Raw genomic sequence first — 25,156 nt, forward strand, 5'->3', positions numbered from 1 at the left:
ATACACATGAGTGATGCCGAACTGAGCCTCGAAGGGGTGGAGCGCCTGCCGCTACGCACTTTTACCGAACAGGCCTACCTCAACTATTCCATGTACGTGATCATGGATCGCGCCCTGCCTCATATCAGCGACGGTTTGAAGCCGGTGCAGCGGCGTATTATCTATGCCATGAGTGAGCTGGGGCTCTCGGCGCTGGCCAAACACAAGAAGTCGGCTCGTACCGTCGGGGATGTATTGGGTAAATACCATCCTCACGGTGATTCTGCCTGTTATGAGGCCATGGTGTTGATGGCTCAACCCTTCTCCTATCGCTATCCGCTGGTGGATGGGCAGGGGAACTGGGGGGCTCCGGATGATCCCAAATCCTTTGCCGCCATGCGGTATACCGAGGCGCGGCTGTCGAAGTTCTCCGAGGTACTACTGGCCGAGCTGGAGCAGGGAACCGTGGAGTGGACGCCCAACTTTGACGGTACCTTGAAAGAGCCTGCGTTTCTTCCGGCCCGTTTGCCGCATATTTTGCTCAATGGTGTGACGGGCATTGCGGTCGGTATGGCCACCGACATACCGCCGCACAATGCGCGGGAAGTGGCCAATGCTTGTATCGAGTTACTGGATAATCCAGCTGCCAGCCTCGGCGAGCTGATGAACCATATCCAGGGCCCGGATTATCCGACCAGCGCCGAGATCATCACGCCTCGCAGCGACATTCGCAAGATCTACGAGACTGGTAAGGGTTCCATCCGCATGCGGGCCGTCTATCGGGTCGAGGATGGCGAGATCGTCATCATGGCGTTGCCGCATCAGGCCTCGGGGGCCAAGATCCTCGAGCAGATCGCCGCCCAGATGCAGGCTAAAAAATTGCCTATGGTGACGGACCTGCGGGATGAGGCGGACCACGAGAATCCAACCCGGATCGTGATAGTGCCACGCTCCAACCGGGTCGATGTGGATCAGCTGATGCAGCATCTGTTTGCCAGCACGGATCTGGAGAAGAGTTACCGCGTCAACCTCAACATTCTCGGTCTGAACAACCTGCCCCAGGTCAAGGATCTGAAGACCCTGCTCGCCGAGTGGATTGTATTCCGCCGGGAAACGGTACGGCGTCGGTTGCAGCATCGGCTGGACAAGGTAGAACGGCGTTTGCACCTGTTGGAAGGTTTGCTGATTGCCTATCTGAATTTGGACGAAGTGATTCACATCATTCGCACTGAGGAAGATCCCAAAGCGGTACTGATGGCCCGGTTCGAGCTGAGTGAAGAGCAGGCGGACTACATTCTCGATACCAAGTTGCGGCAGTTGGCGCGCCTGGAGGAGATGAAGATCCGCGGCGAGCAGGATGAGTTGGCCAAAGAGCGGGACCAACTGCAACAGCTGCTGGGCTCTGAGCGTCGCATGAACAGCTTGTTGAAAAAAGAGCTGCAAGCCGATGCTGAAAAGTATGGCGATGAACGCCGCTCACCCCTAGTGGAGCGGGAAGAGGCCAAGGCACTGACCGAAAAAGAGCTGACACCCAGCGAACCTGTGACCGTAATCCTCTCCGAAATGGGCTGGGTGCGGGCAGGTAAGGGTCATGAGGTAGATGTGACCGGACTGGCCTACAAGGCCGGGGACCAATTCCTGGCGGCAGCCACTGGCCGCAGTAATCAGCTGGCGGTGTTCCTCACCAATCAGGGCCGCACCTATGCGCTGGAGGCGCATACCCTGCCGTCGGCCCGCTCTCAGGGTGAGCCGCTCACCGGACGTTGCAGTCTGAATCCGGGCGAACAGGCCAGATTTGCCCTGCTGGGGAATGATGAGGAGCGATACCTGATCTGCTCCGATGCCGGTTATGGTTTTATCTGCAGCTACAGCGATCTGGTGTCGAAGAATAAGAACGGCAAGGCCTTGCTCACAGTGCCGGAAGGGGGCGAGGTGATGGCTCCCCAGCGCATCCAGGATCTGGCCCAGAGTCTGTGTCTGGTGATCAGCAATGAGGGGCGCATGTTGCTGTTCCCGTTGGCCGAGCTGCCTGAGCTGGCCAAGGGCAAGGGCAACAAGCTGATCGGCATACCCGGGAGCCGGGTGGCCAGCCGTGAAGAGTTTGTGACCCAGGTGGCGGTGATCCCGGCCGGGCAGCCGGTGACCCTGCACGCCGGTAAACGCAAGCTGACCTTGAAGCCGTCGGATCTGGATCTGTATCGTGGAGAGAGGGGACGGCGCGGTGCCAAATTGCCGCGAGGCCTGCAACGGGTCGATAAGGTTGAACTGGATAGCGTCGAACCGGTGTAATCCTTGCTCGCTTCATAGCCCGACACTGCTACTTCCGGGTGTCGGGCTTTTTATGTATTCATGGTCATAGAGGATGACGAGATGACAGAACAAGACGAGATGACAGCACCAGATGAGTTCTTTGATGAGTCGGCACTGTTTGCCGCAGTAGAGAATCAGCTGGCCGATGGTAATCCGCTGGCGGTGAAGGAGACCATGCTGCGTCTGCGCATGACGGGTTACAGCCATCAGGAGGCGCTGGAGTTTATTGCCTGCGCACTGGCGGCGGAGATCATGGCGATGGAGGAGCAGCAGGTGCCATTCAATGAGCAACGCTATGCCGGATTCTTGGCCTGCTTACCAGAGATGCCGTGGGATGACGCACCCTAGCAACTTGTTTCCGCCGCCATAGCGGTATTGCGTTGTAAATAAAGCACAGTGCTGGCGAGTTGCTGCTCAATTAACCACTGTGCTCGCCATACGGGGTCGGCCGTAACCGACTTCGGGGACCAGTTTGTTGACGTTGGGCATCTGATGGGCTTGGTGGAACTTCTTGAACTCTATGCTATTGATCGGTTTGGAGAAATGCCAGCCTTGTAGACTGTGGATATGGCGTCGAGCAACAAAGGCCACATCGGCGGCGAGCTCTACCCCTTCCACTAATACCGGGGCACCATAGCCGTTTGCGACGGTCAGCACGGCATCAAAAATTCGATCTCCCCCTTCTTTATCCACGGCCATTCGCACCAGACTACGGTCGATCTTGATGAGTTCAAAACCGAATTCATAGAGTCGGGCCAGGTTGTTATAACCGGTACCAAAATCATCAATTGCCAGTTTAAAACCGTACTGGTTGGCCAGTTGCAGCACTTTGCGTGTCGTACTGCAGGAGTTATCGATCAGTTCGCGCTCCGTAATTTCCAGGGTCAGTTGACTGGGATGAATACCATGGCGATGCAGGGTCTGATAGGCCCGTTTGAGGAAAAACGGGGACTCAAAATGCGAGGCGCTGATATTGATCGACAGATAACAGGTTGGGTTGGCTTTTAACCACTCGCCCATCTCGATGGAGAGCTGTTCGATCAGCCACTGGGTCATGGGCACTATCATGCCGGTACGTTCGGCCATCGGAATAAAGATATCCGGCATCACCAACCCTTGCCGGGGATGATTCCAGCGGATCAGCGCTTCGGCACCGATACAAAGGCCGCTCTGGTTGTCCATGGTGGGCAGATAATGAATGACAAATTCCTGATTGCGGATGGCTCGCCCCAGTTCACTGCTGATTTCACGACTGAATCCGCGCCCGGATTTCATGTAGTGCCACAATCCCCACATTAACGCGGTAAAGAACAGGGCACTGCCAACGAAAATGGGTGCCAATAGCCCCCAGGTGGCGAGAAAGTAGTGGGGCGATACCTCGGTGGTAATGCGCAGCAGGCCGTCACGCGACTCTGTGGATATCGTATAGCGTGAGCCGGGCAGACCATCCTTGATGGCGGTTCCGTCATACATCAGCAGGTTTTTATTCGGTAGCAGCATGCCCAGGGGTTGGTGATTGGCGCGGATGGTGATCAGCGCCGCAACCGGAACATCCCCGGTCGACAGCAGTGGGCGGAAGAACTCTTGTTGGTTCAGAAGTAGGTTGACACCCTTATCCGCTTCGATCCCCAAAGCCAGAATGTTCGAATAGTTATTCAGGTCGCCGAATTCGGAACCATGAATGTTGGTCAGCCGCCAGCGGCCAGGGATAAATACTGAATCCATCGCGCTCATTTTGATGGGCGGGGTATGCATACCCCAGGATGAGCAGCGCACCAGGCCCTTATTGATGACCGCCGCCTCACGAATATAGGCATAGTCATAAGCCAGCGAGCGCATCAGTTTCAGGCTCTCTTTGGTGCAGATCCCCTGGGATCGATCAGCCAGCAGTAACAGCAGGCTCTCCGCTTCATCCAGAGTATTGTTGACGTGATTGGTCAGATCGCTGGATAACTCGTGGGTGCGGTTGCGGACTTGCCAGTCTGCCACATAGCCACTGACCAGGGTCAGGATGACCACCGGGATCAGGATGAAGAGGGCATAAGCCATCCAGTAGTGACGGTAGGAGCGCATGGCAGATCCAGAGGAACAGGGAAAGACTGCGTCATCATAACAACCGCTCTTTTTTTGCCCACCACTCAGGGTCGAATTTGCGTCATGGGTCTATCTATCAGATTTTGAATACGTTTTCAGATTCTTGCCACTGTGATGTTGCGGGTCCAAAGCCGTCTCAGAGAGCTCCACCAAACGGCAATACAACTTTTTGCACCGGAAACTGCGGCTGCCAGCGCTCGACGCTACGCGCCGAATAGTCGATCTCGGTACGGACCTCGCGAATGGCAAAACGGCGCAGATCTTCCGGTGGTAACACGAAATAGCCGTTCGCCTTGTAGGGAGGCAGTTTACCAATCCAGCACACTCGCTCGTCGACGCCTATCTGTTTGAAAAACAACTGCTCCAGCGATACTTGTTGGCGCAGTAATCGGATCTCATTGCCGGAGGCGGTTACGGCCGTCTGCTCGAACAACTCAGGTTGCTCGTGTTGCAGCAACTGATAATGCAGGTTGCCTTGCCAGGCGACTATGGCTCCGGGCTGGATCAGTTTTTTGCGTGCTGCCGGGAACCAGTAGTTGGCGCAACTGCCCAGGCAGAGCCGACTGACCTCCAGCGTCAGGCCTTGCTGATGGATCCAGTAGCCTAGCGCAATGGCGGCTTCGGTACTTCCGCCTCGGGAATCCACCTCGAGCACGCGCACCGATTGGCCTTTGACCAGGGCTTGAAAGCGATGCACCGAGTCCCAGTCGATGGGGCCTATGAAACGGGCATGACCGCTGCTGGCATCCAGACTCAGGGTTGGCGCTGGATCTTGCCGCACGGTCGCGCAACCACTGGTGAGCAGCGCACCGAGGAGGAGGGTAAGGCTCGCGAGCCGTGAATGCTGCGGTATCCAGGTTGACATGAAGGACTCCAATTCCATGACGATAGACCGAGTCTAACTGGGGTGCCGTCCAAGCTCCAGCGGTGGATGCATGGGACGTGATAAGTGCCTGCTGCGATGAAAAGCAACGGCTAAGGTGCTTCTGTGAGGTGCGGATGCTGTGAGGTTTCAGAGGCGGTGATATACTATCGGCCTTCAAAAAGAGGGATCGTTATGCTGAAAATGTTACGACTGGGCCTGCTGGGAATTTTGCTGGTGGTCTGGTTTGTGTTCGGGTTGCTGATTTGTCTGTTGCGCCCGCGTCATCGCACCAATGTTTACTGGCTATCCAACCGTATGATGCATCGCGCTTGTCCGCTGCTGGGCGTCAAAGTGCGGATCTCGATTCCGCAAGAGTGTCGGGATCTGGGACCTGCGGTCTACGTCGCCAACCATCAGACCAATTGGGACATCATGGTCCTGACCGGTGCGGTACAGCCCGGTGTGGTCGCTGTGGGTAAAAAGAGTCTGGTGTGGCTGCCGTTGTTTGGCCTGCTGTTTTATCTCTCCGGCAACATACTGATTGATCGTTCCAATCGTTCCCGAGCCATCGATACCATTCGTCAGGTGGTGGACAAGATCCGCAGCAGTCGTCTGTCGATCTGGATGTTTCCAGAAGGTACCCGCTCCCGTGGCCGGGGCATGTTGCCATTCAAGACCGGCGCCTTCCATACCGCCATGCAGGCCGGGGTGCCTATTGTGCCGATTGTGGCAACCAGCTACGCCACCCAGATCGATTTGAATCGCTGGGACAATGGTGAAATTCTGATCGAGATGTTGCCACCGATTGACTCTGCCCAGTGGCAGCGGGAGCAGGTGCGTGAATGTTCCGAGTTTGTGCGCACTGCCATGCAGAACAAGCTGGTGGAGCTGGATGCCAAGGTTCGCCGTCCAGCGTGAGCGGGTGAATGCCGCCCATAAATAGTAGTAGGGCGCCCATCAGTGGCGCCCTTTTTCATGTTCTCACCTGCATCTTCGGCATCCGTTGTGGCCGACATCAGCCCGGGGTTGACGCCAGCAACTGAGCTATCTCATCCGGTAGTTGCTTGGGCGCGTGGACTGTTACTGTTTTGTGCCGCCCGAGTTCGCCGCGCACGATCTGGATTTGCCCCTTGGCCACCTTGAATTGCTTGGCCAGATACTTGATGAGGTGGCTATTGGCCTGGCCATCGACCGGCGGTGCCGTGATGGCTACCTTCAGCTCTTCACCATGTAATCCCTGGATCTGATCCCGGCTGGCCTTGGGCTGGATCAGCAGATCCAGCCACAAGTCCTCCCCGTCCCGGCGCACTGCCACCACTACAGCTGATTCCAGATGGGTGCAATCCAACCTGTGGTCGACAGGAAAATATTGATGGCCTGCAGGATGAGAAACAGCACCAGCACCGACAGATCGAGTCCACCCATGGGCGGAATGATGCGACGGATGGGGGAGAGCAAGGGCTCGGTCAATTGCAGCAGCACATGATCAACCGGGCTACGGCCCTGGCTTACCCAGCTGAGAATAGCGCGTAGCACCAGCATCCAGAACAGCAAAGAGCCTGCTTGTTTGAGGACCAGCAGTAGGCTGAACATCAGCAGGGGTAAGGGTTGGAAGGCCGCCGAGGCGAGCAAGGTAAAGGCGACAAATTTCAGCAGTGCAACCAGCAGAGCCAGCACCACGGCCGCCATATCCAGGCTGCCAAGGCTCGGAATGACCCGTCGCATGGGTGCCAGGATCGGATGGGTCGCCTTGACAATAAATTGGCTCAACGGGTTATAAAAATCGGCCCGCGTCCACTGCAACCAGATGCGTAACAACACGATCATCAGATAGATGTCGAACAGGGTATTGATGAGAAAATAAAGAGTTGCCATGGGATCCCTTAAAACAATTGTTCCATCTCTTCGGCGCGTTGCACCGCCGCCTGCATAGCCTGACTCACCAGCTGTGCCAATCCTTGCTCTTCAAACGAGCGGATCGCTTCGGCTGTGGTGCCGCCTTTGGAGGTGACCTGAGCGCGTAGCGTTTCCAGATCAAGGTGTGGGTTATCGACCACCATCTGCGCAGAGCCGAGCGCCGTTTGCTGCACCAGCAGCCGTGCCTGTTCGGCCGAGAAGCCCATACGTTCGGCTTCTTCAGCGATCAATTGCATGAACAGGAAAAAATAGGCCGGCGCTGAGCCTGAAGCGGCGATCACGCTATTGATGCCTGCTTCGTCGCCAACCCAGACCGTTTTGCCGACCGCTTGCAGCATCTGTTCGGCGAAGTCGCAATCGGCCAGGCTGACATTCGGGGCGGCAAATAGCCCTGTCATCCCTAAGCCAATCAAGGCCGGAGTATTGGGCATGGTGCGCACTATATTGCCATGACCACCCAGCAACTCGCTCAGGCGAGTGACTGATATCCCGGCGGCAATGGAGATCACCAGTTTATGCTGGTAATCGCCCAGCGTTGCAGTCAGGGCGGTCAGCATCTCGGCCATGTACTGTGGTTTGACTGCCAGCACCAGTACATCGGCTTGTTGTGCGGCGAGGGCATTATCCATCCCTGCCTGGATTCCGAACTGTTCGGCCAGTTCGGTGAGCTTGTCCTGATCCAGGTCGGTGACGTGGATCAGGTGAGCCGGGTGACCGGCATTGATCAGCCCACTGATCAGGCTGCGGGCCATGTTGCCGCCGCCAATAAAAGCAATCTTGCGCTGTTCCATTAGTCCTGCCTGTCGTCTCGTGCCCCGAAGATGGCGGTGCCAATCCGCACCTGGCTACTGCCACAGGCAACAGCCACCTCAAGGTCGTGGGTCATGCCCATGGACAGCGTGTCCATGGACGGAAATTGTTGCTGTAATGTGCCAAAAAGCCGCTGCAGACGCAAAAAGCTCTGCTTGAGCACTGCATCGTCCTCGGTATTTTCTGCAATCGCCATCAAACCGCGCAATTTCAGACGTGGAAATTGATGGATCCGGGTAGCCAGATCCAAAACTTGGGCTTCGGTCGTACCCGATTTCTGGCTTTCTCCGCTAATATTGAGTTGGATACAGATGTTCAGCGGTGGTAAGTCATCGGGGCGTTGTGCATTGAGGCGTTCGGCAATTTTTAGCCGGTCTACGCTATCGACCCAGTCAAAATGTTCGGCGATGGGACGAGTTTTGTTCGACTGCAAGGGCCCGATGAAGTGCCATTCAATATCGCTCACACCAGCGTCACGCAAGGCTTGCACCTTCTGGACGGCTTCTTGTGCATAGGATTCACCAAAGCGGCGTTGGCCAGCCTGATAAGCGGCCAGCACTGCAGCCAGAGGCTTGGTCTTGCTGACCGCCAAGAGCTGGATTTCTGAAGCCGAACGGCCCACCAGGGCGGCGGCTTCGGCAATTCGTGTCTGAACCTGTAGTAAGTGTTGGGCAATATCGCTCATAGTAGTTTTACAAGTGCCTAGATTGACGAAGAGTGGGTAACACATGGATATCACAGAATTATTGGCGTTTAGTGTAAAACATAAAGCATCGGATCTACACCTTTCTGCCGGGGTCCCGCCGATGATCCGGGTGGATGGCGACGTACGCAAGATCAACTTGCCTGCGCTGGAGCATCGTCAGGTGCACAGCCTGGTGTATGACATCATGAACGACCATCAGCGCAAAGAGCTGGAAGAGAATCTGGAAGTCGACTTTTCGTTCGAGGTGCCCAATCTGGCGCGTTTCCGGGTCAACGCTTTTCACCAGAATCGCGGGGTCGCGGCTGTGTTCCGGACCATTCCCAGCCTGGTGCTGAGTCTGGACGAACTCGGTGCGCCGGATATTTTCCGGCAGATATCCGAATACCCGCGTGGCCTGGTGCTGGTGACCGGGCCAACCGGCTCCGGTAAATCCACGACGCTGGCGGCCATGGTTGACTACATCAATGAGTCATTTCATCACCATATCCTGACCATTGAAGACCCCATCGAATTCGTCCATGAAAACAAACGCTGCCTGATTAACCAGCGGGAAGTGCACCGCGATACCTTGGGCTTCAGCAATGCATTGCGTTCTGCATTGCGGGAAGATCCGGATATCGTGCTGGTCGGGGAAATGCGGGATCTGGAAACCATACGTCTGGCGCTGACCGCCGCGGAAACTGGGCATCTGGTGTTTGGTACCTTGCACACCAGCTCGGCAGCCAAGACCATAGACCGGATCATCGACGTCTTCCCCGGCGCCGAGAAGGACATGGTGCGTTCCATGTTGTCCGAATCGTTGCGGGCAGTTATCTCCCAGACGCTGCTCAAACGGGTGGGGGGCGGTCGCGTCGCTGCTCACGAAATCATGATTGGTATCCCGGCTATCCGGAACCTGATCCGGGAAGACAAGATTGCCCAGATGTATTCGGTGATCCAGACCGGGATGATTCACGGCATGCAAACCATGGATCAGTGCCTCAAGCAGATGGTAGCCCGAGGGTTAGTGACTCAGGCCGATGCCAAGACCAAGGCCATGGATCCAAATAGCATCTAAGGAATAGACGATGAAAATCGATAGCCTGTTACGGCTGCTGGTGGATCAGAAGGGTTCGGATCTCTTTCTCTCGGTGGGGATCGAACCCTGTTTAAAGGTCAACGGCAAGCTGGTGGCGCTGGGCACAGTGCGCCTGGATGACGAGATGGTCTCGGAATTTATTCGTGAGGTGATGACCCCAGCCGCCTACGACCGCTACTGCCAATGTCATGAAGCCAATTTTGCCATTCAACGTCCGGAGCTGGGTCGTTTCCGGATCAGCTGCTTCTGGCAGATGGGGTGTCCCGGCATGGTGCTACGGCGCATTGTGACCGAGATCCCGACCATAGAAGAGCTGTTCCTGCCAGGGATATTGCGTGAAATCGGGGTTGCCAAGCGCGGCTTGTTGCTGTTTGTCGGCGCGACCGGGGCAGGTAAGTCGACAACCCAGGCGGCCATGATCGGCTACCGTAACCGGACTACGGATGGTCATATTCTGACCATCGAAGATCCGGTGGAATTTGTGCATCGCCATGGCCGCTCGCTGATCACCCAGCGCGAGGTGGGAACCGATACTGATTCCTTTGATGCCGCGCTCAAGTCGGCACTGCGTCAGGCTCCGGATGTGATCCTGCTGGGGGAAATTCGCTCTCAGGAAACCATGGAGTTTGCCCTGTCCTTTGCCGAGACTGGCCACCTGTGTATGGCAACCTTGCACGCCAATAATGCCAACCAAGCCATAGAGCGGATCCTGCATTTGGTCCCGGTCGAGAAGCACCGGCAGCTGCTGTACGATCTCTCTTTCAACTTGAAAGCGATTGTGGCCCAGCAATTGATTCCGACTCGGGATGGTCAGGGACGACGTGCCGCTTTCGAGTTATTGGTTAGCACACCCTTGGTGAAGGATATTTTGCTGAAGGGCGAGATGCACCGTCTCAAGGAGGTGATGGCCAAGTCGCGGGAGCAGGGGATGATGACCTTCGATCAGTCACTGTTTGATCTCTATCGCCAGGGGGTTATTGGTTATAGCGAGGCTCTGGCCTATGCCGATTCGCCCAACGATGTGCGCCTGATGATCAAACTGGATGGTGGTGTGTCACCGGATGCCGGTATGCTGAACAACGTGACGATTGATTAGGAGTGTGTTGCGTATGTTAGTGCTGTTATCCCCGGCCAAGACCCTGGACTATGAGTCGCCTCGGGTGACCGAGCGTTTCAGTCAGCCAGAGTTATTATCGGAATCGACTCGTTTGATCGCCCATTGCCGCACCTTGACGCCAGCCCAGCTGGCGTCGTTGATGAGTATCAGCGACAAGCTGGCCGGTTTGAATGCAGCTCGCTTTGCCGAGTGGCAGCCGGAGTTTGATCTGGATAATGCCCGGCAGGCGATTTTAGCCTTCAAGGGTGATGTCTATACGGGCCTCGCGGTTGCCGATTTCAGTGCCGAGGATTTTGAATTTGCCCAGCAGCACCTTCGGATCCTATCTGGACTGTATGGGGTGTTGCGCCCGCTGGATCTGATGCAGGCCTATCGGTTGGAGATGGGTACTCGTCTTGCCAATGAACGGGGTAAGGATCTCTATACCTTCTGGGGATCTCGTATCACCGAACATCTCAATCTGGCGCTTGCTGAACAGTCGACGCCTCTGGTGCTGAACCTTGCCTCGGAAGAGTACTTCAAGGCGGTTAAACCCAAGGCATTGGCCGGGCGGCTGATCTCGCCGGTGTTTGAGGATGAGAAAAACGGCAAGTACAAGATCATCAGTTTCCATGCTAAGAAGGCGCGGGGCATGATGGCGCGGTTTATCGTCAAGCAGCGGATTGATCGCCCGGAAGGGGTGCTGGATTTTGCCGAGCAAGGATACCGCTATTGCCCGGAGGGTTCGACACCCGAGCGCCCGCTGTTTCGCCGTGCCGAAGCTGATAGCTGATATCTACCAGGACCTGAAATAACAAAAAGGGCCAAATGGCCCTTTTGTTTTCCATTTTCTGGCATCAGCTTTGTTGCAGCGCCATCAGGTCGTCCGACGACATGGGGCGATAGTAGTAAAACCCCTGAATTTCCCGGATCCCCAAGGCACACAGTCGCTGCTGCTGGGCTTGTGTCTCCACGCCCTCGGCAATCACATCCAGCCCCAGATCCCGCGCCATGTTGATGATGGCCCGCACCAGCAACTCCCCCTGTTTTCCTTCCATTAATCGCAACACGAAACTGCGATCGAGCTTCACCACATCAATAGGATACTGGCAGAGGGTGTTGAGAGCTGAATAACCCGTGCCGAAATCATCGAGTGCTAAATGAATGCCCAGTTGTTTGATGCGCTGCATACGCCGGATGGACTCGCGCGGTGATTCGAGCAGCATGGTCTCGGTGATTTCGATGGCCAATTGTTCGGGAGGCATCTGCGTGATCCTCAATGTTTCTTCCAGCGTCGGCAGCAGTGTGTGACTGGCGAAGTGACGAGCCGACAGATTGACATGGATCAGCAGCGGCGATAGTCCCGCAGCCTGACGGTTTTGATTGAGTTGATGGCCGATATGGCAGGCCTGAAACAGGATCTTTTCCCCGAGCTCCAGTATCAGAGGTCCTTCTTCCGCGATAGGTATAAATTTGGCCGGTGAGATAAATCCCTGCTCCGGATGGTTCCAGCGCGCCAGCGCTTCAATGCCCACCATGCGGCCATGTTGCGCATCGACAATCGGCTGAAAATAGGCGATCAAATGGTCATTGCGGATGGCATGAGGCAAATCGCGCTTGATCAGGGTTGATTCAAGGGCTTCCCGGTACAGATGACGGGTGAAGAGCTTCAGTTGCTGCGGATGCTGCTTGGCGCGACTGAGGGCGTAGTCGGCACAGCGTAAAACATCTTCGGCCGAGGTAAATTCGCTGCCACCAATGACGACACCGACACAGGCGGTGACACTGAGTTCGTTATCATCGACAGCTATGGGTTCAGCGATCCAGTCGCGGATATGATTGGCCAGTCGCATCGGTTGGAAGAAGGTGCCGATGCGGGGCAGATACAGCACGAATTCATCACCCGCGATGCGGGCGAGTATCTGTTCACCCATCTGGCGGGTCAGCCGCGCCGCAATTTCGCGCAGCACCACATCGCCGGTGCTGTGGCCGAAGGTATCGTTGATGTTTTTGAAATGGGCAAGATCGATATACAGCAGCGCGAAGTAGCTGGCATGGCTGGTTCGCCGCTCCAGATCCCCTTGCAGCAAAGCCTGCAATTGATGGCGGTTGAGCAGGCCGGTCAGGTTGTCATACAGGCTCAGCCGCTTGATTTTACTCTCGCTGTTGCGGCGCTCTGTGATATCCCGGATGGTGATAAGCCATCCCGGATCCCCGGTGTGGGTCAGCGGTGTTAGGTTGAGTTCGCAGGGTAAGCGCCATCCCGAGTGGCCAATCAGCTCCCACTCGACCATGCGGTGTCCCAGAGCCAGCATCTGGTTAAAGCGGGTCTGGCTATAGCGCTCTGTTGGCGCAGACGTAGGAAAAAGTTGGGAGAAGGGTTTATCCAACAGGTTGTCTTGCTGCTCGTAACCGAGCATGTGGTGCGCCGTTTCATTCAAGCTCAGGATCTGGTTGTCATGAACCATCAGGATGCCGACGCTGGCGTTTTCATACAGTGCCGCGAATTTTTGTTCGACCTCGTCCAATGCTAAGCGCGATAGCTGCTTGGACTCGACCAACTGATTGATGATCTTGCTGGCTTGGGATATTTCATCTTGCCCTTCGATATGCAACTGGGTTGTCCAGTTGGCGTGGACTAGTTGTTTGAGGCCATCCTCCAGCAAATTGAAGCGCTCGGTCACATGCTTGCGGAACAAGCGCAGGAACAGGAGCAGCAATGCTGTGCCACCGACCAGATTCAGGGCAAACAGGATCACTAAGGAGAGTTGGCCGCCTTGGTGCAAGGTCCGGGCGGTGGAAACCTGGATGACGCCGACCACATGATGATTCAAATCCCGCAGTTGGCTATAGGCCTGGATGCGATCATCCTGCTCGCGGATCTCCAGATTGTCGTCCGACTCGACGATGCTATCCAACGACATGGGATACTGCTGCAGCGAGAGTAACTGGGCATCGGTTGCCAGAATGCGCTGGTACTGTGCCGGGAAGAACGACTTGATGCGCTTGCCCCAGATCATCCAGCCGGCCACGGGCCCCTGATTCAAACTGGTTAACACGGGCGATACCGCGATCAGATAGGGCTCACCTTGCAGCGCTATGATGCCGGAGACTGTTTTTCGCTCCTGATCCGGTCGTTGCAACAGGAATGACAGTCGACCGCCGATGCCCTCACTGGAACTCAGCGCTTGCCAGCGCGAAGGAGTTAACGGTTGCAAGACTCCAGGGGCAGCAGAGGATAACTCGACGGCTTCGCGTACCTGGCCCTGTCGACTCAGAAATGCCATCAGGTCTACATCATTGGTTTTCAGTGACTCGGTGCTCAGATTGCGAGCGGCAAACTCACTGTCTCCTCGGCTGAGTAATTGGTAGGTTTCATCCCAGTAAGCCCAGTCCATGGATCGAGTCGCCATCTCGTTGAGTTTGAGGGAAATAGTTTCCCGGGCTTGCTGGTTACTGCGGGCGATAAATTCATGTTCAATCTGGCCGATCGACTGCAAGAAAAACAGACTCAAGACGCAGAGACTGCCGCCCATGATGAGAAGTAAACCACTGGCAAACAGCCAACTGGCTCGGGTGGATAACTTACTGTCTTTGAGACGAATCACATTGAACATCTGCGGATCCTGAAGGCATAAAACAACGAATGCAGAGCGACTGTAAAGCAGAGCTAGCGCGCTGGGAATTCACTTTGCCGGAAAGGGCGTCAGTTATCACAGAGTCTGCGCATTACTATCAGCAGCCGCATCAAAGAAGTTGCCTTGCGCGTGAACGAGGCTGACTCGTGATGATGATTTCCGGCTGTGGTTCTGAGTGGGCAGCCAGGAGGCGCTCAGGATTTGGATGAGGAAGGGGGAGCTAGGGTACGGGTGGCGATAACTATTCTTCGGCTGAGCGCCATCTTGTTGGCTGATGGCGCTCATGTCTCGGTGCAGCTTGATTCAGCGTCTGGTTATTCGCCGCTCTGCTTCTTCTCTTTGGCGGCGGCAGCGGCTTCTTTCGCGGCCTTTTTCTTGGCCCAATCCGGCTTGCCCTTGTTCTTCTTGTCGCGCAGGCGCTCCTTCTTACGCGGCTCTTCTGCCTCGGCAGCCTTACGCTTGTCCTGCTCTTTGCGCTTCTCTTTCTTGGCATCCGGCTTTTTCTTGCCGGTGACCTTGGCGGTTTTGTGTTGCGGACGCAGTTCATCGATCACGCGGCGACGCAGCTCTTCTTCGGTATAGCGCTCGATACGACCCAGCATCGGCATGTCGTGGGCTTCGACCAGGCTGATGGCGACACCGCGTTTTCCGGCACGACCGGTACGGCCAATGCGGTGGACATAGACATCGGCGGTGCGAGGCAAGTCGACGTTGATGACATGGCTGACATCCGGCAAGTCGATACCCCGTGCAGCAACGTCAGTGGCGACCAGGACGTTCACTTCTTCGTTGCGGAAGCGGCGGATCGCTTCGACTCGCTTCTCCTGCTCCATCTCGCCACGGATCCAGGCACAGTTGATGCCACTGGCCTGCAGTTGTGCCGAGAGCTCGGCTAGCCGTTCCCGGGTTTTGACGAACAGTATGCTGCGCTTGACCTCTTCACTGCGCAGCAGATGGCAGAGCAGGGCAAATTTATGCTCCGGAGAGTCCGCCAGATACATCAGCTGCTGGATCTTGCGGCGTTCGCTGCGCGGGGATTCAGCATTCAGCTCGGCCGGTTCGGTAAGCACTTCGTTGGCAAACTTGACCAGCCCTGTGCCTTCCAGCGTGGCGGAGAACAACATGGTTTGTTTGCGCCAGCGCGCTTCACCGACGATGCGATCGACTTCGCCGATGAAACCCATATCCAGCATGCGGTCGGCTTCATCGATGATCAGGATCTCGATGGCACGACTGTCGAAGCTCTCGGCTTCGATGTATTCCATCAGGCGCCCAGGGGTGGCGACTATGATGTCGGTGGTCTCGGTCAGTGCAGGCAGTTGTTTGTCGTGACCTACGCCACCTATGATGGCGGCGATCACCAGATGGGTATGGGCGGCCAGGGCTTTGGCGTGTTCGGTGATCTGCAGCGCCAGCTCACGAGTCGGGGTCAGGATCAGTACACGGGCTGAACCGGCGCGCCGCCGTGGGTAGTCGAGCAGATGCTGCATGGTTGGCAGCAGGAAGGCCGCCGTTTTACCGGTTCCTGTGGGCGCGGACGCCAGAATATCTCGCCCGTCCATGGCGACCGGAATGACCTGTTGCTGGATGGTGGTAGGGCGGACGAAGCCTTGCTCGGCGACGGCGCGCAGCAGTGAAGAGTCAAGATCGAGGTTGTCGAAGGACATGGACGGTGATACTCGCTTACATATTCGGGCCGTCATTATAGGGCAGTGGCATGATAAAATCCGCTTCTCGCACCGAAATCAGGGGGAAAAGCCATCGCGATGGGCAAAGGTCAGTTTTCATTCAAGCAATTCTCGATTGCTCAGGATCGCTGTGCCATGAAGGTGGGCACTGATGGCGTAGCATTGGGCGCCTGGGCTCCGGTGGCGGGGGTGACGCGGATCCTGGATATTGGTACCGGTACCGGGCTTATTGCTCTGATGCTAGCGCAACGTTCCGCCGCCGATTGTCAGATCGTGGCGGTAGAGCTGGATCCGGGCGCCGCCGCGCAAGCAGCTGAAAATGTTGCCTCCTCGCCCTGGTCCGAGCGAATCATGGTAGTGACTGCCGCGGTGCAGCAGCTCGATACCCAGCCATTTGATTTGATCGTCTCCAACCCACCCTTCTTTCAACATGGTCAGACACTCCTGTCAGCGATGCGCCAACAGGCGCGTCATACCTCAAGTCTGAGTCATGAGGAATTGCTCGAACATGGATTGCGGCTATTGGCGCCGAACGGGCGCATCGCTCTGGTGTTACCGATTGCGGCAGCAGAACGGATTATGCTGCTGGCAGAGCAATTGGGGTTAGGAGTCGAGTTTGCCCAGCGCTTAATTCCGACGCCACAAAAAGAGCCTAATCGTTTTTTATTGCTATTAAGTAGAGGTAATGGCCGTTTATTTGGTAATGATATTGTCATATGTTCTGGCGATGGCTCATATTCCGATATATACAGCGAAATGGTTCGAGGCTTTTATCTGAAGCTTTAATCGCCATCTTGTGTTCAATAACGATTGCTTTATCCTTCTGCCTTCTTTTCGCGAGCCATATCATCAGACAATTATTCCGCTCTGATGACCATGGATGGTGGCTTGCTCTGTGGCCTCGGGCCCGAATTAATATCTTATAAACCTATAAAAAATCGAAAGATGTAGAGTTGGAGTTCATTGTGAGTCAAACCATGAAAACCGCCGATATTATCGGTCTGGGCTTTATGACCTTCGCCTTCTTCCTGGGCGCAGGCAATATTATCTTCCCCCCGATGGCCGGATTCCTGGCTGGTGAACAGATGAGCTGGGCTATGCTCGGCTTTCTGGTGACGGGTGTCGGTCTGCCACTGGCCACCATCATTGCCGTGGCGCGTGCCGGTGGTGGTCTGCTGACCATGACCGAACTGTTGCCCAAGGGAGTCGGCATTGTCATTGCCGTAGCCGCTTATCTCATTATCGGACCGGCGTTTGCCACCCCGAGGACTGGCCTGGTGGCCTATGAGATGGGGCTGAAACCCTTTCTGGGGGCCGAGGCCGGACAAATGAGCCTGACGCTGTTTATCGTTGGCTATTTTGGCTTGTCGTTGGTGCTCTCGCTGAATCAAGGGCGTCTGCTGGATGCCATTGGCAAGGTGCTGACTCCGGTGCTGGTGCTGTTGCTGGTGGTGCTGGCCATCGCCGTGCTCGTCGCGCCACAGGGCTCGGTTCCTGCCGCCACCGGCGATTATCTGGCCAACCCCGGCGTCAAAGGATTGCTGGAGGGCTATAACACCATGGATACCTTTGGCGCCTTGATGTTCGGTATGTTGATCATCGACGTGCTCAAGCAAAAGGGGATCAGCGATAGCCGTTTGCAGACCCGATATCTGGTGCGTGCTGGCTTGATCGCCGCCGCAGGTCTGGACTTTGTCTATGTCTCTTTGTTCCAGTTGGGGGCCACTGCTGGTGGCTTGCTGAGCGCGCCCAGTAACGGCGGCGAGATCGTGGCTTTGTATGTCGCCAAGCTGTTTGGTCCGGCCGGACAATTTATTCTGGCGGGGATCGTTTCACTGGCCTGTCTGACCACGGCGGTGGGGTTGACCTCGGCCTGTGCCGATTTTTTCCACACCCTATGGCCGCGCTTGAGTTACAAGGGGTTGGTGATTGGCATGAGTCTGCTCTGTGCTCTGATTGCCAACGTTGGTCTCTCGGCGCTGATCAGCCTGTCGATCCCGGTGCTGGTGGCCATCTACCCGGTCGCCGTGGCCCTGGTGGTGGTGACTTTCCTCAAGGAGCATTTCACTCATCCGCGCCTAGCATTCCGCCTGGTTTTGCTGGTGTCCATGCTATTCGGGGCGCTGGATGGTCTGAAGACCGCAGGTGTAGATCTGCAGTTGTTTAATTTCCTGCCGTTGTTTGATCTGGGGCTGGCCTGGCTGCTGCCAACGCTGCTGGCGATGGGGCTGTGTCTGTGTTGGCGCATGGCACCCAAGCTGAACCCGCTGTCAGCTGAATAACATTGCTTTCATGCTTCCTGGTGCAAAGGGCGACTTCGGTCGCCCTTTTCTTTTCCGTTGCGGATTGGTTTTGTCGGTCGGATCTGGTAACTAATGGTCAGCTTTTCATAAGGAGTGTTTCATGCAAGCAACAATTCGCCGCGAGATGGCCGCGCATAAGCGCGTCGCTCTGGTTGCCCACGATAACAAGAAGATGGATCTGGTGCGTTGGGTCAAGGTACGGGGCGAGCAGCTCAAGCTGCATCATCTCTATGCTACCGGGACCACCGGCACCGTGTTAAGCCGTGAGGCGGGTCTCCCGATCACCTGTCTGTTTTCCGGTCCTATGGGCGGGGATCAACAGCTGGGCGCCATGATTGCCGAAGGCAAAATCGATGTGCTGATCTTCTTCTGGGATCCGCTCAATGCGGTGCCTCATGACCCGGACGTCAAGGCGTTGCTGCGCTTGGCGGCCGTCTGGAACATTCCGATGGCCACCAACGAGGCGACGGCGGACTTCTTGATGGATTGCCCGCATATGAATCAGAAAATCTCGGTAGAGATCCCGGACTATGCCGGCTATCTGAAAAACCGCACCGAATAAAAACAACAGGCCGGGAATTCCCGGCCTGTTGTTGTGACTCAGGAGTAAATGGCTTAGCGCCCGAATCCCTTGCCCGCGAATTTCGGACGGGCACTCATGATCTGCTCAATCTGTTCTTCGCTCATCTTCCCCTTGCTCAGGCCCAGCGCCTTGTAGGTAATCAGCGGCCGAGCGGGCAGGGCGATCATCAACGCCTTGATCATGATGTCATCCTCGGAAAAGGGCTGGCCATAGGCATAGGTCAGGACCCCGGCATCCAACAGATTTTTGACGGCAGGCTCGGTGACCGGCAATTTGATGACGCTCTTGCGCTGTAAAATGAACTCTCGCAGCACGGCGCGCTCACTAAAGTCCAGGCAGCGAACCATCTGCTCCAGCTTTTCCCGCTGCTGATAGTTGCTGTAGTGGTGGCGGGCTAAATCGAGCAGGATCAGGATCAGCTGACTGAGGAAATAGGAGCCTGCAACCAGGATCCCGAGCCAGAGATAGAGGCTGCAGGCGTGTAGCCACTCAGCGGCAGCAGGCCCTAACTTCTCTGCTGGAAACAGCAGAATGGCACTACTGCACATGAGGAGCCAGACCATCAACCAGTTGAATGCCTGAAACTGGCTGAAGTGAGTATTCCAATATTTCATGTGGATGGCCTTTGATGTTGCGAGTACAGGACTCAACTAAAGCAAAGGTCGTGCCACTATCTGCTATGCTTGTTCAACGCTGGAATTGCTGGATCAGTCGGCTCAAGGCCTGCAGTCGCTCAACCAGTTGGCCAATACGATCCACCGCATGATGGCTCTTCTCAGTATTGTTTTCGGCAAAGCTCTTGATGTTATGAATGTTGCGATTCACTTCATCGGTCACACAGGCCTGCTCTTCCACGGCGACCGCAATCTGGTGACTGGCATCGGTGACGCGTTCCAGCATCTGTTGCATGGTCTGCAACTGTTCTCCCGTGACCGCAACCCGTTCACGGCATGTGGCTGAACCGGCTCGTCCAGCTTCCATGGTGCGCGATGCGTCTTCGGCAGTGCCTTGCAATTCGTGGATCATGGTTTGGATCTCGGCTGTCGAGCTGCGGGTTTTCAGCGCCAGAGAGCGGATTTCATCGGCCACTACGGCAAAGCCTCGACCCTGTTCGCCGGCGCGAGCCGCCTCGATGGCGGCATTCAGCGCCAGCAAGTTGGTCTGATCGGCGATGGAGGTGATGACATCCAGGATCTGTTCAATCTGCAGGCTGCTCTTGGTCAACTCGCCTATGATGCGCGTGGTTTCGGTCAGCTCGTCATGCAGACCATTGACCGCGGATATGGTCTGCTCCACGCTGCGACGTCCGCTATTGGCGTTATCCATCACGGTAGCTACCAGATCGGATGTCGCAGCCGCATTGCTGGCGACTTCATGAATGGAGCGGCTCATTTCATCGATAGCCGTGGCGAGTTGTTCAGTTTCAGCCTGCTGCTGCTCCAGATTTTGCGTAATGGACTGGATATTGGCGACATCCGCTTCGGCGGCTTGCAAGATAGTGTCGCTGGTGTCCCCGGAGCGACCCACGATGGCTCTGAGTTCCGCCTTGCGCATGCGCAACATCAGTTCGATGGCCGCCAGTTCATCATTTTTTTCGGTATACAGAACGCGAGTGACATCGGTGATCATCTGTTCCCGAGCCATGCCTGCCAGCCGCTGTAGACGGCGGCTCCACCAACTGGTGTGGGCCAATTGCAGCAGCAAACCACCCAACGCGGAGTAAGCCAGTACCGGTGAGGGCACAAACAGCCCTGCCAGCAGCAGTGTCAGGGTCAACAACTGTAGTAGCTTGGTCTGGGTGCTGATGCCCGGCAGGTTGCGGCGCAAGGCGCGTGGCAACTTGCCGCTGTTGAGGGTTTGATAAAACCGTTCGGCGCGCTGGATATCGTCACGCTCCGGCGCCGTTCGCACCGACTGATATTCGATCAGGTTACCCTGAGCATCCAGGATCGGCGTCACATAGGCATTGACCCAGTAGTGGTCGCCGTTGCGAGCCCGGTTCTTGACCAGTCCCATCCAACTCTTTTTGGCCTTGAGGTGTAGCCACATGTCGGCAAATGCCGCTTTGGGCATGTCCGGATGGCGGACTATGTTGTGGTTCTCGCCCTCCAGCTCTTCTGCCGGATAACCGGCGATGCTGCAAAAATGTTCGTTAGCGTAAAGGATCCGGCTTTGGGCATCGGTGGTGGAGATCAGATTATGCTGCCGGGAAAACTCGCGTTCACGGCCTGTGGAATGTACGGTCGAATTCATATCCTTATATCCCTGGAAAGCGTCATGCCGAGTTTTTGAAGACTGTCAATAGTATCAGAAATGGTTCTTATCTCGACATTATAGGGAATCTTCACCAGGTGAAATGGGTCTTTTTAATGAAAGATTTTTGTTGTACAGGCAATAACCATTCGATTTTTTTCCTATGTTTATCAGTATGATAAATTAATGTTAACAAGGGGTGTTTACCAACAGGCTTCCGGTCCTGATTGCCGATCCTGATCCAGGCTTAGTAATCGACACTCTGTGTCCTGAAATTGACGGCCATCCGCCTGGGCGCTCGCGGTCAACACATAACCAAGGTCATTCAGGCGTAACTGGAAGTCGTAATCGCTCCCCGGCTCCGGTCGCAATAGCTGCATATCGGCGGTGTAGTGACCATGAACCAATCGGTACTCCTCTTGCCGCAGTTGTAGGGCCATTAAGTGGTTCTGGGCTTCGCCTCGCCGCGCCTGGAGCAGGTAAGACTGAAAACTGGGATAGCCGACAGTTGCCAGGATGGCGACGATCGCCAGGGTTATCATCACCTCGAACAAACTGCTGCCGCTGCTAGATATAGCCATTGCTGCTACTCCTGTTGAACTCTATTCCTATGACTCTTTTCACCCGCAAGTTCGGGATCGGGAGGCATAGTGCGAGATAAAAAGTGCGGATTCACCCTGTTGGAGTTGCTGACAGCCATGGCGGTGGCCACCATCTTGTTGATGGTGGCTGTGCCCAGCTATCACCAGCAACAGCAGCGAGCCCAGCTGAGCGCCGCCGCTAGCCGCCTCTATAGCGATATTTACCAGACCCGAGCCGAGGCCATTCGGCGTGGTACGGATGAGCTGAATATCTATTTCTTCGTACAACCGGACTGGTGCTATCGGATTACTGATCGCCCGGATTCGGAATGCTCGGGTTGCAATGCCCTGTGTGATGTGGCGGGCGATGGGCGAAGCCGAGGGATGAGTCGTCAGGATCTGCCTCTGGTGAAACTGACCGAGGTGACCTACCAGGGGAGTGAACTGGGGATCCAGCGACAGCGTTCGGGTATGGCGGCAGGCCATGTTTTGTTTCAGGTCGATTCGCAGCAACTGATGGTGAAGAGCAGCGGCTATGGTCGAGTCCGGATCTGTGAGCCTGGAACCGGGAGTGAACCATGTTGAGACGCCAGTCATCGGGGTTTTCGCTGATTGAATTGATGCTGGCATTAGTCGTTGGCATGAGTGTGGCCTTGTGTTTATCCAGTCTCCATCAGTCGCTATTACAGATCGATGTTCGAGCGCTCAGTCGGATCCGGTTACAGCAAGGGGTACAAGTGTTGCTGGATGTCATGGAGCGGGATTTGCGCCGCGCGGGCTACCGTGCTTTTCGCCCTGGCATGAAGCCCGTGGCGGCAGCGCCCAGTCTTTATCTGGCGCCTCACTGCTTGGTGGTGTTGATGGATATCGATGCCGATGGTGTCCACAGAGGCGAGCAGGAGATCCGCGGCTATCGCTTCAACGAATCAGGCGAAAGGCTGGAAGTGAACAGCTGGCTGCGGACGAAAACACAACCGACCAGCTACTGTCGTGATTCTGGCTGGCAAGATATGGCTGACGGGGCGATCCGGGTTTCCAATTTTCAGTTATTGCCAGTCGTCGAGGGAGAGGCCCACCCCCGACTCTATGTGATGCGTCTAAGCGCCCACGATGCGCAGCATCCCGAGTTGGAGGTCCATGATGAGCGCAGATTCTGGTTACGGAATCAGTAACGCATCCGGCTTTGCCACCATCAGCCTGGTGGTTGTGACCCTGTTGTTACTGGGCGTGCTGACGCTGATGACGGTGGATGTCATGCAGTCAGAGCTACAGATTGGTTACAGCGAACAGGCATTCCGGCAGGCCGAGATCGATGCTGAATCCCGGATGGCGCTGGCCATGGCGCAATTGGCCCGCCAGGGACAGACAGTTCCCGAATCCCAGACCCTGGCGGATGGTGTTTTGTGGTGGAAAGGCTATCCAGCGTCGGATGGCAGTCCGTTAGTGACGCTGGTTGCTCAGGGCCGCAGCCCGACGGGGGATGCGCGAGCCAGGATCCGGCAGCAATTTTCCTGGTTAGCGCTTTATCCTGAACTCCCCCCCACGGCTGTGCTGGCGCCTGAATTGGCGCCGGCCCCACTGGCACCACCTGACGCGTCAATCAGCGAGCCTGTGGAGGCTGAGCCGCAAGCTCCGATCATTCCTTCGGCCGCCATGCAGCACTATCTGGACGGACTTTTTGTCGCGCAGGGGGAGCAAGGTGCGCGCATTCAGTGGCTGGAAGATCAGGCCAGCGAAATACGACAGGGGTGTGAGGATGTAACGCCGGAATCCAGCGGGCTCATTTTGATAGTCGGCAGCTGCGTGCCAGCCAGGAGTGTTGGTTCTGCCGCTGCTCCGGTGATCCTGTTGATCCGGGATGGTAGCTTTTATCTGCAAGACTCCAGCGTACTCTTTGGCGTGGTCATCCTCTACTCATCGACCACTTCGGGTGACTCATCCGGTGACGCCGATGCTGCGTTGGGCTCGGTTCATCTGGCGGATGGCTCCCGGATTGAGGGCGCCTTGATCAGTCAACAACCGCTGGCCGGGGATCCCCGGCAATTGAATATCCGTTATGAGCCCCGGATCTTGCAGCGGATGCAGGAGGGGGCAAGTTTCTTCCGGCTGGTACGGGTCACCGGGAGTTGGCGAGATTGGTAAGGGCTGCGACGGGATGGCCGCAAGCTGGCCTATTCAGGAGGCTCTATGATAGGGAATAGATCGCGCGGGATGAGTCTGATTGAGGTAATGGTCTGCTTGGCGATCCTGATGATAGGTGCGGCAGGCTTGACCCGATTGCATGTCGATATGCTGCGCGTCCAGCGAACCAGTACCCAGCAGTCCAAGGCGTTGATGCTGGCACAGGGGAAGTTGGAAGAACTGCGGAACTTTCGATCGCTCCATCATCAGGCTGCGGGTTCATCTGCTTATGAGGATATTCGTCAGGATCAGGGAGGGACTTTGATGGCGGGTGTCCATGACGATGGCGCCTTGCAATTGAACTGGCAGGTGGCGGATGGGCCAGCAGCTAGCGAATGGCCGCAACTGCCAGCATATAAACAGGTCGAGGTGGTCGTCATCTGGCGTGATGGCAAACAGATCCCCCAGCATTTATCACTGCAAGGCATCATCACACCCTATGCCCAGGCGACGGTTCATGAGTTGTGGTTTGATTGAGCCTGACAGCAAAGAGTGTTGGCAGACTCGCTGTTCGAGGATTTGCTCGTGACCATTACTGGTGCCGCTGGGCACTTTTCTTTATGATTCCCGTCGTTCATTCGTTATTTATTCAGTGCTGTTCCTGCTCGCGCGTCGAAAATTATTGGACCATTGCAGGGGGAACGGGCGCGCCGACCGAGTCGTTCAAGGAGTTCTCATGAAGAAGATTGAAGCCATTATCAAACCGTTCAAACTCGATGATGTCCGTGAGGCACTGGGGGATCTCGGTATCAGTGGGATGACCGTCTCCGAGGTGAAGGGGTTCGGTCGTCAGAAGGGGCATACCGAGTTGTATCGTGGTGCCGAATATGTGGTCGATTTCCTGCCCAAGGTGAAGCTGGATCTGGTGGTGCAGGACGATGATGTCGAGCGCTGCATCGAGGCGATTACCAAGAGTGCCCACACCGGCAAGATTGGCGATGGTAAAATCTTCGTGACGCCAGTGGAGCGAGTGATCCGGATCCGGACTGGTGAAGAGAACGAAGAAGCCGTATAAAGCGCGCTGACTCCGGGCCGGTTATGCCGGCCTTGTTCGAGGTATCAAGAAAGGATCTC

At 56.0% G+C, this 25,156-nt stretch carries 25 protein-coding genes; 14 read left to right on the forward strand and 11 right to left on the reverse strand.

What is annotated here, in order from left to right:
- The first annotated feature begins 6 nt into the window (after positions 1-6).
- Positions 7-2,268, forward strand: a complete 2,262-nt coding sequence (gene parC, locus ACYVG7_RS05430) for a DNA topoisomerase IV subunit A (protein WP_460882204.1) — start codon at positions 7-9, stop codon at positions 2,266-2,268.
- Between the two features lie 99 nt (positions 2,269-2,367).
- A complete protein-coding gene (locus ACYVG7_RS05435) occupies positions 2,368-2,637 on the forward strand; it encodes a hypothetical protein (protein ID WP_460882249.1) in 270 nt (89 codons plus the stop codon).
- 66 nt (positions 2,638-2,703) lie between these two features.
- Here the strand turns inward: ACYVG7_RS05435 and ACYVG7_RS05440 are convergent, their stop codons facing one another.
- Both ACYVG7_RS05440 and ACYVG7_RS05445 read right to left on the reverse strand, forming a co-directional pair.
- The gene (locus tag ACYVG7_RS05440; protein WP_460882205.1) at positions 2,704-4,362 is read right to left on the reverse strand and encodes an EAL domain-containing protein; all 1,659 of its coding nucleotides are present in this window, start codon (positions 4,360-4,362) and stop codon (positions 2,704-2,706) included.
- A 157-nt stretch (positions 4,363-4,519) separates the two neighbouring features.
- Positions 4,520-5,248 carry a hypothetical protein gene (locus ACYVG7_RS05445; RefSeq protein ID WP_460882206.1) on the reverse strand — a complete coding sequence of 243 codons (729 nt, stop codon included), beginning with the start codon at positions 5,246-5,248 and terminating at the stop codon, positions 4,520-4,522.
- Between the two features lie 192 nt (positions 5,249-5,440).
- Here ACYVG7_RS05445 and ACYVG7_RS05450 point away from each other — a divergent pair, with 192 nt between their 5' ends.
- Positions 5,441-6,166, forward strand: a complete 726-nt coding sequence (locus ACYVG7_RS05450; protein WP_460882207.1) for a 1-acylglycerol-3-phosphate O-acyltransferase — start codon at positions 5,441-5,443, stop codon at positions 6,164-6,166.
- A 97-nt stretch (positions 6,167-6,263) separates the two neighbouring features.
- Here ACYVG7_RS05450 and yggU read toward each other — a convergent pair whose 3' ends face one another.
- From yggU to ACYVG7_RS05470, 4 genes are read right to left on the reverse strand one after another with little or no spacing between them, the layout of a single operon-like run.
- Positions 6,264-6,566 (reverse strand): DUF167 family protein YggU, encoded by a 303-nt coding sequence (gene yggU, locus ACYVG7_RS05455; RefSeq protein WP_460882208.1) that lies wholly within the window; start codon positions 6,564-6,566, stop codon positions 6,264-6,266.
- Positions 6,566-7,123: a YggT family protein gene (locus ACYVG7_RS05460; RefSeq protein WP_460882209.1), complete on the reverse strand. Its 558-nt coding sequence runs from the start codon at positions 7,121-7,123 to the stop codon at positions 6,566-6,568. Before ACYVG7_RS05460 ends, yggU begins: the two co-directional genes overlap by 1 nt.
- Before the next feature lie 8 nt (positions 7,124-7,131).
- Positions 7,132-7,956: a pyrroline-5-carboxylate reductase gene (gene proC, locus ACYVG7_RS05465; RefSeq protein WP_460882210.1), complete on the reverse strand. Its 825-nt coding sequence runs from the start codon at positions 7,954-7,956 to the stop codon at positions 7,132-7,134.
- Entirely contained in the window at positions 7,956-8,660 is a 705-nt protein-coding gene (locus tag ACYVG7_RS05470) for a YggS family pyridoxal phosphate-dependent enzyme (RefSeq protein ID WP_460882211.1), read from the reverse strand. The genes proC and ACYVG7_RS05470 overlap by 1 nt, the downstream gene beginning before the upstream one ends.
- A 43-nt stretch (positions 8,661-8,703) precedes the next feature.
- Here ACYVG7_RS05470 and tapT point away from each other — a divergent pair, with 43 nt between their 5' ends.
- From tapT to yaaA, 3 genes are read left to right on the forward strand one after another with little or no spacing between them, the layout of a single operon-like run.
- On the forward strand, positions 8,704-9,738 hold the full coding sequence (gene tapT / locus ACYVG7_RS05475; RefSeq protein ID WP_460882212.1) for a type IVa pilus ATPase TapT: 1,035 nt from the start codon (positions 8,704-8,706) through the stop codon (positions 9,736-9,738).
- 10 nt (positions 9,739-9,748) lie between these two features.
- Positions 9,749-10,855: a PilT/PilU family type 4a pilus ATPase gene (locus ACYVG7_RS05480; protein ID WP_460882213.1), complete on the forward strand. Its 1,107-nt coding sequence runs from the start codon at positions 9,749-9,751 to the stop codon at positions 10,853-10,855.
- Between the two features lie 13 nt (positions 10,856-10,868).
- The gene (gene yaaA / locus ACYVG7_RS05485) at positions 10,869-11,648 is read left to right on the forward strand and encodes a peroxide stress protein YaaA (RefSeq protein WP_460882214.1); all 780 of its coding nucleotides are present in this window, start codon (positions 10,869-10,871) and stop codon (positions 11,646-11,648) included.
- A 64-nt stretch (positions 11,649-11,712) separates the two neighbouring features.
- Here yaaA and ACYVG7_RS05490 read toward each other — a convergent pair whose 3' ends face one another.
- Positions 11,713-14,472 carry an EAL domain-containing protein gene (locus tag ACYVG7_RS05490; protein ID WP_460882215.1) on the reverse strand — a complete coding sequence of 920 codons (2,760 nt, stop codon included), beginning with the start codon at positions 14,470-14,472 and terminating at the stop codon, positions 11,713-11,715.
- Positions 14,473-14,807: 335 nt separating this feature from the next.
- On the reverse strand, positions 14,808-16,160 hold the full coding sequence (gene srmB / locus ACYVG7_RS05495; protein WP_460882216.1) for an ATP-dependent RNA helicase SrmB: 1,353 nt from the start codon (positions 16,158-16,160) through the stop codon (positions 14,808-14,810).
- A gap of 99 nt (positions 16,161-16,259) precedes the next feature.
- Between srmB and ACYVG7_RS05500 the strand changes: the two genes are divergently transcribed.
- The 3 genes from ACYVG7_RS05500 (at position 16,260) to ACYVG7_RS05510 (ending at position 19,046) form a co-directional block, all read left to right on the forward strand.
- The gene (locus tag ACYVG7_RS05500) at positions 16,260-16,967 is read left to right on the forward strand and encodes a tRNA1(Val) (adenine(37)-N6)-methyltransferase (RefSeq protein ID WP_460882217.1); all 708 of its coding nucleotides are present in this window, start codon (positions 16,260-16,262) and stop codon (positions 16,965-16,967) included.
- 191 nt (positions 16,968-17,158) lie between these two features.
- Entirely contained in the window at positions 17,159-18,463 is a 1,305-nt protein-coding gene (brnQ, locus tag ACYVG7_RS05505; RefSeq protein ID WP_460882250.1) for a branched-chain amino acid transport system II carrier protein, read from the forward strand.
- 121 nt (positions 18,464-18,584) lie between these two features.
- A complete protein-coding gene (locus ACYVG7_RS05510; RefSeq protein ID WP_460882218.1) occupies positions 18,585-19,046 on the forward strand; it encodes a methylglyoxal synthase in 462 nt (153 codons plus the stop codon).
- 53 nt (positions 19,047-19,099) lie between these two features.
- Here ACYVG7_RS05510 and ACYVG7_RS05515 read toward each other — a convergent pair whose 3' ends face one another.
- From ACYVG7_RS05515 to ACYVG7_RS05525, 3 genes are all read right to left on the reverse strand, one after another.
- Positions 19,100-19,681: a superinfection exclusion B family protein gene (locus ACYVG7_RS05515; RefSeq protein ID WP_460882219.1), complete on the reverse strand. Its 582-nt coding sequence runs from the start codon at positions 19,679-19,681 to the stop codon at positions 19,100-19,102.
- A 73-nt stretch (positions 19,682-19,754) separates the two neighbouring features.
- Entirely contained in the window at positions 19,755-21,320 is a 1,566-nt protein-coding gene (locus tag ACYVG7_RS05520; protein WP_460882220.1) for a methyl-accepting chemotaxis protein, read from the reverse strand.
- 203 nt (positions 21,321-21,523) lie between these two features.
- Positions 21,524-21,901, reverse strand: a complete 378-nt coding sequence (locus ACYVG7_RS05525; RefSeq protein ID WP_460882221.1) for a type IV pilin protein — start codon at positions 21,899-21,901, stop codon at positions 21,524-21,526.
- A gap of 69 nt (positions 21,902-21,970) precedes the next feature.
- Here ACYVG7_RS05525 and ACYVG7_RS05530 point away from each other — a divergent pair, with 69 nt between their 5' ends.
- The 5 genes from ACYVG7_RS05530 to ACYVG7_RS05550 all read left to right on the forward strand — a co-directional run bounded on the left by ACYVG7_RS05530 (position 21,971) and on the right by ACYVG7_RS05550 (position 25,097).
- The gene (locus ACYVG7_RS05530; protein ID WP_460882222.1) at positions 21,971-22,486 is read left to right on the forward strand and encodes a prepilin-type N-terminal cleavage/methylation domain-containing protein; all 516 of its coding nucleotides are present in this window, start codon (positions 21,971-21,973) and stop codon (positions 22,484-22,486) included.
- Positions 22,480-23,073, forward strand: coding sequence for a prepilin-type N-terminal cleavage/methylation domain-containing protein (locus tag ACYVG7_RS05535; RefSeq protein ID WP_460882223.1), 594 nt, complete (start codon positions 22,480-22,482; stop codon positions 23,071-23,073). Before ACYVG7_RS05530 ends, ACYVG7_RS05535 begins: the two co-directional genes overlap by 7 nt.
- Positions 23,042-24,043, forward strand: coding sequence for a hypothetical protein (locus ACYVG7_RS05540; RefSeq protein WP_460882224.1), 1,002 nt, complete (start codon positions 23,042-23,044; stop codon positions 24,041-24,043). The genes ACYVG7_RS05535 and ACYVG7_RS05540 overlap by 32 nt, the downstream gene beginning before the upstream one ends.
- A gap of 45 nt (positions 24,044-24,088) precedes the next feature.
- Complete coding sequence (locus ACYVG7_RS05545; protein WP_460882225.1) at positions 24,089-24,559, forward strand: type IV pilus modification PilV family protein; 471 nt, start codon at positions 24,089-24,091, stop codon at positions 24,557-24,559.
- 199 nt (positions 24,560-24,758) lie between these two features.
- Positions 24,759-25,097, forward strand: coding sequence for a P-II family nitrogen regulator (locus ACYVG7_RS05550; RefSeq protein ID WP_460882226.1), 339 nt, complete (start codon positions 24,759-24,761; stop codon positions 25,095-25,097).
- Positions 25,098-25,156: the final 59 nt, after the last annotated feature.

Source organism: Pseudaeromonas pectinilytica (genome assembly GCF_054780855.1).

Excerpts from the sequence above, each read along its gene's own strand:
- parC (WP_460882204.1), top strand. The coding sequence starts at position 7 with ATGAGTGATGCCGAACTGAGCCTCGAAGGGGTGGAGCGCCTGCCGCTA.
- ACYVG7_RS05435 (WP_460882249.1), top strand. The coding sequence starts at position 2,368 with ATGACAGCACCAGATGAGTTCTTTGATGAGTCGGCACTGTTTGCCGCA.
- ACYVG7_RS05440 (WP_460882205.1), bottom strand. The coding sequence starts at position 4,362 with ATGCGCTCCTACCGTCACTACTGGATGGCTTATGCCCTCTTCATCCTG.
- ACYVG7_RS05445 (WP_460882206.1), bottom strand. The coding sequence starts at position 5,248 with ATGTCAACCTGGATACCGCAGCATTCACGGCTCGCGAGCCTTACCCTC.
- ACYVG7_RS05450 (WP_460882207.1), top strand. The coding sequence starts at position 5,441 with ATGCTGAAAATGTTACGACTGGGCCTGCTGGGAATTTTGCTGGTGGTC.
- ACYVG7_RS05460 (WP_460882209.1), bottom strand. The coding sequence starts at position 7,123 with ATGGCAACTCTTTATTTTCTCATCAATACCCTGTTCGACATCTATCTG.
- proC (WP_460882210.1), bottom strand. The coding sequence starts at position 7,956 with ATGGAACAGCGCAAGATTGCTTTTATTGGCGGCGGCAACATGGCCCGC.
- ACYVG7_RS05470 (WP_460882211.1), bottom strand. The coding sequence starts at position 8,660 with ATGAGCGATATTGCCCAACACTTACTACAGGTTCAGACACGAATTGCC.
- tapT (WP_460882212.1), top strand. The coding sequence starts at position 8,704 with ATGGATATCACAGAATTATTGGCGTTTAGTGTAAAACATAAAGCATCG.
- ACYVG7_RS05480 (WP_460882213.1), top strand. The coding sequence starts at position 9,749 with ATGAAAATCGATAGCCTGTTACGGCTGCTGGTGGATCAGAAGGGTTCG.
- yaaA (WP_460882214.1), top strand. The coding sequence starts at position 10,869 with ATGTTAGTGCTGTTATCCCCGGCCAAGACCCTGGACTATGAGTCGCCT.
- ACYVG7_RS05490 (WP_460882215.1), bottom strand. The coding sequence starts at position 14,472 with ATGTTCAATGTGATTCGTCTCAAAGACAGTAAGTTATCCACCCGAGCC.
- srmB (WP_460882216.1), bottom strand. The coding sequence starts at position 16,160 with ATGTCCTTCGACAACCTCGATCTTGACTCTTCACTGCTGCGCGCCGTC.
- ACYVG7_RS05500 (WP_460882217.1), top strand. The coding sequence starts at position 16,260 with ATGGGCAAAGGTCAGTTTTCATTCAAGCAATTCTCGATTGCTCAGGAT.
- brnQ (WP_460882250.1), top strand. The coding sequence starts at position 17,159 with ATGAAAACCGCCGATATTATCGGTCTGGGCTTTATGACCTTCGCCTTC.
- ACYVG7_RS05510 (WP_460882218.1), top strand. The coding sequence starts at position 18,585 with ATGCAAGCAACAATTCGCCGCGAGATGGCCGCGCATAAGCGCGTCGCT.
- ACYVG7_RS05515 (WP_460882219.1), bottom strand. The coding sequence starts at position 19,681 with ATGAAATATTGGAATACTCACTTCAGCCAGTTTCAGGCATTCAACTGG.
- ACYVG7_RS05520 (WP_460882220.1), bottom strand. The coding sequence starts at position 21,320 with ATGAATTCGACCGTACATTCCACAGGCCGTGAACGCGAGTTTTCCCGG.
- ACYVG7_RS05525 (WP_460882221.1), bottom strand. The coding sequence starts at position 21,901 with ATGGCTATATCTAGCAGCGGCAGCAGTTTGTTCGAGGTGATGATAACC.
- ACYVG7_RS05535 (WP_460882223.1), top strand. The coding sequence starts at position 22,480 with ATGTTGAGACGCCAGTCATCGGGGTTTTCGCTGATTGAATTGATGCTG.
- ACYVG7_RS05540 (WP_460882224.1), top strand. The coding sequence starts at position 23,042 with ATGAGCGCAGATTCTGGTTACGGAATCAGTAACGCATCCGGCTTTGCC.
- ACYVG7_RS05545 (WP_460882225.1), top strand. The coding sequence starts at position 24,089 with ATGATAGGGAATAGATCGCGCGGGATGAGTCTGATTGAGGTAATGGTC.
- ACYVG7_RS05550 (WP_460882226.1), top strand. The coding sequence starts at position 24,759 with ATGAAGAAGATTGAAGCCATTATCAAACCGTTCAAACTCGATGATGTC.